Consider the following 228-nt stretch of genomic DNA (forward strand, 5'->3'; position numbering starts at 1 on the left):
GCGGCGCGCAGTTGATCGGAATCACGCGATGTCCGTGCTCGCCGTTCTTGTACGAGCGGCGCCACGCATCCTCGTCGACCTTATAGCGCATCGGCGCGAGCCGCGACAGCAACCCGAACACGCCGTTGACCGGGCACAGGTACTTGCACCACACGCGCTTCTCGCGACCGTACAACAAGCCGATCACGATCGCGCCGACGGTCGAGCCGCCGAGCACGAACAGCACGG

General features: G+C 65.8%; 1 protein-coding gene. It reads right to left on the reverse strand.

Features of this window, described 5'->3' with window-relative positions:
- A partial coding sequence (locus SB772_RS46430; RefSeq protein WP_410839324.1) for a 4Fe-4S binding protein occupies positions 1-228 on the reverse strand: 228 nt, incomplete at both ends.

This window comes from Paraburkholderia sp. SIMBA_030, assembly GCF_046535245.1.
In the GTDB taxonomy this organism is placed as follows: Bacteria; Pseudomonadota; Gammaproteobacteria; order Burkholderiales; family Burkholderiaceae; genus Paraburkholderia.